The sequence below is a fragment of the Candidatus Phytoplasma phoenicium genome (genome assembly GCF_001189415.1).
GTDB lineage: Bacteria > Bacillota_I > Bacilli_A > Acholeplasmatales > Acholeplasmataceae > Phytoplasma > Phytoplasma phoenicium.
On the sequence record NZ_JPSQ01000021.1, the window covers coordinates 1 to 7,134 of the forward strand.

A 7,134-nucleotide genomic window follows, 5' to 3' on the forward strand; every position below is an offset into this window, starting at 1 on the left:
AAACAAAATTTTTAATAAAATAATGAATTATAAAAGGGAACACTATATTGATATGAAAAAATTAAAAACTATACCTTTAGGTATTTCAGGTAGACATGTGCATTTATCACAAAAAACTTTAGATATTTTATTTGGTGTTTCTAATTACCAATTGACTTTATTTAAAAATTTAAAACAAAAAGGTCAATTTGCTGCAACAGAAAAAATTGATATTATGAGTCCTAGTGGTAAAATTCTTACAGGAGTACGTATTTTAGGACCAGTACGTAATTTAGATCAAGTGGAATTAAGTCAAAGTGATTGTTTAAGATATCAATTTCAAGCTTTTGTACGTTCTTCTGGAGATATTCGTAATTCAGGAAAAGCAACTTTAATTGGTCCTAAAGGACAGCTAGAAATTACCGAAGGGGTTATTATAGCTGATAGACATATCCATTTTTCTACTGATGAAGCCAAAATGTTTAATATTAAAGATAAACAAATAGTTAATATTAAAATTAAAGGTATTAAATCTGGTATTTTAGGCAATGTTTTATGTCGTGTACATGAAAGTTTTGTTTTAGAATGTCATTTAGATACTGATGATGCTAGTGCTTTTTTATTAAAAACTGGAGAAGAAGTTGAAATGCTTCATAATCTCATTGTTTAAGTTTATATTGTAAAAAGCATTATCTAAAGATAAATAAAACAAACAAAATTGTTTATGAAAAAATAAACAAGGGGTTGTGCCACAGAAAAATGGGATTCAAACAAAGATAAAAAAATAGTCAAATTGTTTAATTAAAAATAAACAGTTTGGTTTTTTATCTGAAAATTTTTTAGTTTTTAAAAAATCAAAAACTTTTCTACTGAATTTTCAATCATTATATTTGGTTTATGAGCAACTTGATTTTTTAATTATTTATTATTTTAGTAATTTCAAAAATTTATTAACCAAATATTTTATGCTATTATAAAATTTACTTAATTAACAAATGTTGTTTTTTTGATTATTGATGGGTGGTGTCATTACTGTTGATTGTTATGGTATAAATATTTTGTTTTTTTGGTTCTATTTGTAGGGTAATATTTTAAAATAATATTTTTTTTGGTTATTATGAAAATTTATTATCACAAAACTTTGGATATTTTTTTGTTATTTTAATTTAATTTTAATTTTTTATTGTCATAATATTTCTTTTTTTCAATATAATTACAATTGATTTAATAAAAAAATTCGTTATATTCGTTATATTAGAATATATAGATTTGGTTTTTTTGAATTTATTTTATAATATTTGTTGATTTTTAGTAATTGTCAAATAACATATATAAAAAAATATTTTAAAAAGTAAAAGAATTTGAAATACAAAATGGTTGAAATCAACAATAATTTATTTTTGCAAATAAATTTTATATTCCTAATAATTATTGAATCATCATTAAGAAAAATTTTCATTTATTATCAGATTTTTGTGTAAATCATTTCAATGTCCCAAATAAACTTTGTAACACGGAACAAAAATTAAAAAATTAAGAAAGATTGGTAAAATATTTGAGTCAAAATTATTTTTATTTTAATCATAATAATTTTAATAACGTACCAAAATTAAAAGAATTAGCAAAACCCGTGGTTTTTCGTGATTTGATTTATGGTTATATTTATTTTGAATATGAATTTTTAGAAAAATTAATTAATACCAAATGTATGCAAAGATTAAGAAGAATTAGGCAATTAAGTTGTGTGAATATTGTATTTCACGGAGCAGAGCATTCTCGTTTTACACATAGTTTGGGAGTATATGAATTAGCCAGAAGATTTTTAGAAATGAATTCCAAAGATCCAGAAGTTAAAAATATATTTAATCCGGAAACTTCAAAAGATCTAAAAAAATCCAAAATGAGAAACAAATACCTTTTATTAACTGCTGCTTTGTTACATGATATAGGTCATGGTGCTTATTCTCATATTTTTGAAGATATTTTTCAAACTGAACATGATTTCGTTAGCGCTCGAATTATCTTAAAAAATACAGAAATTAGTGATATTTTAGACGAAGTGCATGACAGAGATTTTAAAAAAGATTTAGCTTATATTTTAACTCCAACAATTTTAGAACCAAAAAAAAATAATAAAGATTTACAAATTATTAGAAAATTAATTTCGAGTAAATTGGATTTTGATCGCTTAGATTATTTAGTACGAGATGCTTTTTATACAGGAGTTATTTATGGTTATATTGATACTGATAAATTAATTCGTAGTATTAATATACTAACTACTGTAGATGGTGAACAAAAAATTTATTTTTCTGCTAGTAGCGTAACAGCTATTGAAAATTATTTTATCAATTATTATCATATGTATAAACAAGTTTATGGTCATGCAAAAGTTTTAGGATATACTGTTATTTTAAAACAAATTTTTCTCAGAATAAAAGATTTATTTTATGAAAAATATTGTTTTAAATTCGCTAATATTCTTCAACCATTAAAAGATTTTTTGCAAGAAAAAGAAAAGTTAGATCAAACACAACAACATTTTTCCGATAATTATATCAAATTTTATTTAGAAATTGATGATTTTTATGTTAATGGTTTAATTGTGCATTTACAAAAAGAAGATGATATTGTATTAAAATATTTGTGTCATGATTTTTTAAATCGTCAGATTTGGTGTTATCAAGAAAAAAAATCAAAAAAAGAATTAGAAAAAGAGATGGAAAAAGAGATAGGAAAAGAATTGATAAAATATTTTATTTTTGAAGACAAAGGTTCACTCAAAAGTTATAAACAAGATTTTCAAAAAGATGCGATTAAAATATGTGAAGAAATTTTAATAGATAGAAAATTACAAAAATTAAATGAAGTATCGCCTTTATTAAAAAGTCTTATCCAAAGTGAAAAAATAGCTAACAATGATAATGATAATAAAATTTTTTTTAGAAAAAAATATAAAAATTTTTAAATGAATTTATTTTATGCACCAACATATATTTAAAAAAAAGTATGGACAACATTTTTTATATGATCTTAATTTATTGAAACTTATTATCAATCAAGCTGATTTAGATAACCGTAACGTAGTGGAAGTAGGCCCTGGAAAAGGCAGTTTAACGCGTTTATTCTTACCTAAGGCAAAAAAAGTTTTACTTTATGAAATTGATACATCTTTAAAATCTTTTTTATGTTTTGATACAAAGATATCTGTAGATGTGATTTATGATGATTTTTTACAAAGAGATTTAAAAGCAGATTTACAACAATATTTTCAACAGGAAGATGTGGTTTTGATTGGTAATTTACCTTATTATATTACTACTCCTTTATTATTGAAAATTATTTTTTTATCTCAGATTAAAACTTTTACTATTATGATACAAAAAGAAATAGGATTACGTTTATTAGCTTCTGCTAAACATAAAAATTATAATGCTTTAACTGTTATGTTCCAATCTTTGACTAAAATTCATAAAATTAAAATTGTCAAGAAAACAATGTTTTATCCTTGTCCGACAGTAGATGGAATTGTTTTAAAATTTGAGAAAAAAAAATTATCAGATCAAGAACGTTATTTTATTGAAAATAATTTTTTTACTTTTGTCAAAGCGTCTTTTCAACAAAAAAGAAAAAATTTACTGAATAATTTACATTATTTTTTTAAAATTGAAAAATCTTATTTGTTACAATTTTTTCATAAATACCAAATTCCTTATAATATTAGGGGAGAAGAAATAAATTTCATGAAATTTCATCAAATGGCTTCTTTATTTTTTGATTTTTTTCAAATTAATTCACTTTTAAAACCTATTCAACGTTTTGAAAAATATAAAACATAAAAAAATGCTTGCTATTGATGGATATATATATGTTAGAATATCATGTAGACATATTGTATTAAAAAAAGATTGAATTTATCAAAATAAATATCTATTCAAATTAATGGGGGAATATAAATTATAATGAAAATTACTAATGTAAGAACAAGTTTACATAAAGGACAAAGCCGTTTAAAAGGAATTGCTTCGATTACATTTAATAATTCTTTTGTGGTTCACAATATTAAAATTATTAATGGTCAAAATGGGATTTTTGTAGCTATGCCAAGTACTAAAAATTTAAAAGGTGTTTATTTAGATATTGCACATCCAATTAATTCTGAAACTAGACAAATGATAGAAAAACATATTAAAGATACTTTTCAACAAATGTTGGATGCATCTGAAGAAAAAAAAGAAGTAGATTTAGCAATTTTAGCGGAATATAAACCAATTCAAATTACTGATGTAAGAACTAAATCTTCTAAAAAGCTAAGCCGTTTAAAAGGAATTGCTTCGATTACATTTAATAATTCTTTTGTGGTTCACAATATTAAAATTATTAATGGTCAAAATGGGAATTTCGTAGCTATGCCAAGTACTAAAAATTTAAAAGGTGTTTACTCAGATATTGCACATCCAATCAATTCTGAAACTAGACAAATGATAGAAAAACATATTAAAGATGCTTTTCAACAAATGTTGGAAAATACACCATTAGAAGAAAAATCATCTTCACTAGAAGTTTTAGATAATCAATAAAATGATTTCTTACATATACATTTATATTTATAAATAAAAATTTTTTTATAATTTTAAAATTAATATATTTATATTCTTTTTTAGAGATTACGAAGGGAGTTTATTTTGGTTAATTGTCCTATTAAATATATTGATCATAATTCACGTCAACAACAAAAAAAATTTTTATTTTATGGTTTAACACTTTACTGTTTTTTTTTACTTTTGTTTTTATTTATACGATTTCGATCAGATGTATCTAAAATACCATATTTTTTTATAATTATTTACACCATACTTGCTTTCGTTATTATTTTACTTTTTAGTTATCATGTTGTTATTGAAGGTTTAGTGGAAACTTATCGTAATATTAAAGAGAAAAAGAAATTTATTCCTAATATACACCTTTTAATGGGGTTAGGTGCTTTAGGTGCTGTTTGTTTACAAGAATATAATGATGCTATCATATTAATGATGATTTTTTCTTTTGCTGATTTATTTGAAGAATATATCGAAAATCAAAGTCAAAAAGAAATCAAAAAACTTTTAAATATTGTTCCGACGCAAGCTCGTTTATTAAAATCTAATGATGAATGGGAAATTATCCCCATTCAACAAATTAAAGTGGGCGATAAAGTAATTGTTTTAAATGGTGATCAAATTCCTTCTGATGGAATCATTTTAGAAGGTGCTTCATCTATTGATGAATCTAATATTACTGGCGAAAGTATTCCTGTTGATAAAAAAAAAGGCGATAAAGTTTTTGGCAGTACTATTAATTTAAACAATAATTTAGTGATAGAAATGACAACTACTAATGATCAAGCTATTTTTTCCAAAATTATTGACTTAACTTTGAATATTAAACAAAAAATCAAAAAAGAATCTTTGATGAGAAAAATAGGTCCTTTATATATTAAAGTTATTTTGTCTATTACTTTAATTATGTTGTTTATTGGGTTAAGTGCTACTTTTGTATCATCTTTTGTTTTTGTTTCTGTGCCTTTCCTTGAATATTTTCTTTTTAAAGCGCTTTTTTTTAAAAGTTTGATTTTTTTAACTGTGGCTTCTCCTTGTGCTTTAGCTGTGGCAGAAGTTCCTGCTATTTTTGCAGCTATTTCGAACTTGGCGCGCAAAGGGATGTTATTAAAAAGTGGCAAATCTTTAGTTACTTTATCTGATATTCAAGTAGTTTTTTTTGATAAAACTGGAACTTTAACACAAGGAAAACCAGAGGTACAAGAATTTTTTTTTCTTCCAGAGATGACATCAGAACAACAAATATTTTTTTCGAATGTTTTGTTAGAAATGGAAAAACATTCTAACCATCCTTTAGCTTTTGCTATTCAAAAATATTTGAAAAAAAATTATACTTTTGATACTACTACTATGACTTTAGATTTAAATATTTTAAATATTTTAGGCATAGGGGTTGAAGCTATAGATGCTCAACAAAATCAATATAAGGTAGCTAAATATAATATTTTTGAAAATGTTACTGATGAAATAAGACTGCAAACTGATGAATTATTAAAAAAAGGTCGTACAGTTATTTATTTTAGTTATAATAATAAGGTTATTATAATTATAGGAATCCTAGATTTATTACGACCAGAAGCAGTAAAAATGATTCAATATTTTAAAAAAAATAATATTTATACTGTTATGTTAACAGGCGATAATGCTCAAGTAGCTAACGAAATTACTTCTGTTTTAGAGTTAGATTTATGTTATGCTAATTGTTTGCCTGAAGAAAAAGCTCAATATATTCAAAAAATCAAAAAAGAATATGGTGTTGCTGTAATGGTTGGCGATGGTATTAATGATTTACCAGCTTTAGCAAATGCAGATGTGGCTGTTTCTTTACAAGAAGGAAGCGGTGCTGCTATAGATTTTGCTGATATTGTCTTAGTCAAAAATGATTTACAAAAAATTGTGTATATGCATCGCATATCTTGTAAATTAAAAAAAATTATTTGGCAAAATATTATTTTTGCTTTATTCGTTATTTTGATACTTTCTATTTTAAATTTTTCACCTAATGATTGGTTAAAATTGCCATGGGCTGTTTTGATTCACGAATTTAGTACTATCATAGTACTCTTAAATTGTTTAAGACTTTATTTTTAAAGTAGATTATTGGGAAAATAATTACTTTTGGAAATATATATATCATTTCTCCCCCTCTCTTTCCCTTTTTCTCTTTGTTAGACTATATAAATAAATGAATCTTTAATACCAAGAAGACTAGTTAAAAAAAACTAGTCTTTTGCTTTTTTTTAGGAAAAACGAGGTTTGAAAAATTATTTTTTGACAAAATAAAATAATGTTTCTCTCAATTTTTTCAATAATGCTATGCATAGGTTGCATAAGATAACATTTTTAAAATCAACAAAACAAAACACTAATAATAACAATACCTAACATAAAAAAATTTATCATAACAAAAATTTTTTTCATCTAAAAATATCTATAAATCGTAAATTTTTCCGCAAAATAAAAAAGTGGTTAAAAAACCCCCAAAGCTCTTTTTGCTTTTAGGCGTTATATATATATTTATATGTAGAGAAAAAACTTTTTTAAAAAATTTATTTTT

5 protein-coding genes and 1 pseudogene are annotated in these 7,134 nt (G+C 23.6%); all 6 read left to right on the plus strand.

Going from position 1 to position 7,134, the window contains the following annotated elements; all coding sequences use genetic code 11:
- The first annotated feature begins 52 nt into the window (after positions 1-52).
- The 6 genes and pseudogenes from pduL (at position 53) to AlmWB_RS00715 (ending at position 6,668) form a co-directional block, all read left to right on the plus strand.
- On the plus strand, positions 53-649 hold the full coding sequence (gene pduL, locus AlmWB_RS00690) for a phosphate propanoyltransferase (protein ID WP_050337130.1): 597 nt from the start codon (positions 53-55) through the stop codon (positions 647-649).
- An 873-nt stretch (positions 650-1,522) separates the two neighbouring features.
- Positions 1,523-2,947 carry an HD domain-containing protein gene (locus tag AlmWB_RS00695; RefSeq protein ID WP_239682421.1) on the plus strand — a complete coding sequence of 475 codons (1,425 nt, stop codon included), beginning with the start codon at positions 1,523-1,525 and terminating at the stop codon, positions 2,945-2,947.
- Positions 2,948-2,960: 13 nt separating this feature from the next.
- Complete coding sequence (gene rsmA, locus AlmWB_RS00700) at positions 2,961-3,818, plus strand: 16S rRNA (adenine(1518)-N(6)/adenine(1519)-N(6))-dimethyltransferase RsmA (RefSeq protein ID WP_050337134.1); 858 nt, start codon at positions 2,961-2,963, stop codon at positions 3,816-3,818.
- A 123-nt stretch (positions 3,819-3,941) separates the two neighbouring features.
- A pseudogene (spoVG, locus tag AlmWB_RS00705) lies at positions 3,942-4,214 on the plus strand (septation regulator SpoVG); the annotation flags it as partial.
- A gap of 36 nt (positions 4,215-4,250) precedes the next feature.
- The gene (gene spoVG, locus AlmWB_RS00710) at positions 4,251-4,559 is read left to right on the plus strand and encodes a septation regulator SpoVG (RefSeq protein WP_050337138.1); all 309 of its coding nucleotides are present in this window, start codon (positions 4,251-4,253) and stop codon (positions 4,557-4,559) included.
- A gap of 105 nt (positions 4,560-4,664) precedes the next feature.
- A complete protein-coding gene (locus tag AlmWB_RS00715) occupies positions 4,665-6,668 on the plus strand; it encodes a heavy metal translocating P-type ATPase (RefSeq protein WP_050337136.1) in 2,004 nt (667 codons plus the stop codon).
- The last annotated feature ends 466 nt before the right edge of the window (positions 6,669-7,134 follow it).

What these genes read in the sequence shown, in the direction of transcription:
- pduL (WP_050337130.1), top strand. Translation starts at nt 53, where the DNA reads ATGAAAAAATTAAAAACTATACCTTTAGGTATTTCAGGTAGACATGTG.
- rsmA (WP_050337134.1), top strand. Translation starts at nt 2,961, where the DNA reads ATGCACCAACATATATTTAAAAAAAAGTATGGACAACATTTTTTATAT.